The sequence below is a fragment of the Paenibacillus xylanivorans genome (assembly GCF_001280595.1).
In the GTDB taxonomy this organism is placed as follows: Bacteria; Bacillota; Bacilli; order Paenibacillales; family Paenibacillaceae; genus Paenibacillus; species Paenibacillus xylanivorans.
Map to the genome: position 1 here is coordinate 124,661 of NZ_LITU01000045.1, position 264 is coordinate 124,924.

Annotated in this window: 2 tRNA genes; both read right to left on the bottom strand. The window is 48.9% G+C overall.

From position 1 onward, the window contains the following. Nucleotides 1-10: 10 nt before the first annotated feature. Nucleotides 11-83: transfer RNA gene (locus AMS66_RS07570), tRNA-Thr, on the bottom strand. 3 nt (nt 84-86) lie between these two features. Then, nucleotides 87-162, bottom strand: a tRNA-Asn gene (locus tag AMS66_RS07575). Between the last annotated feature and the right edge of the window lie 102 nt (nt 163-264).

The following is a 264-nucleotide window of genomic DNA, read 5'->3' on the forward strand; positions in this document are numbered from 1 at the left end:
CCATTTCCAAAGCTCTCAACCGGGATCGAACCGGTGACCTCATCCTTACCATGGATGCACTCTACCTACTGAGCTATGAGAGCAAATGGCTCCCCGAACAGGGCTCGAACCTGTGACAACTCGATTAACAGTCGAGTGCTCTACCAACTGAGCTATCAGGGAATAATATGCATTTGCAGTGCAAATGCAACTCATCGTACAACGTCAACATGCAGAGCCTGTTTTCTATGTAGGATGAAAGAGTTCGCTTGGCGGCGTCCTACT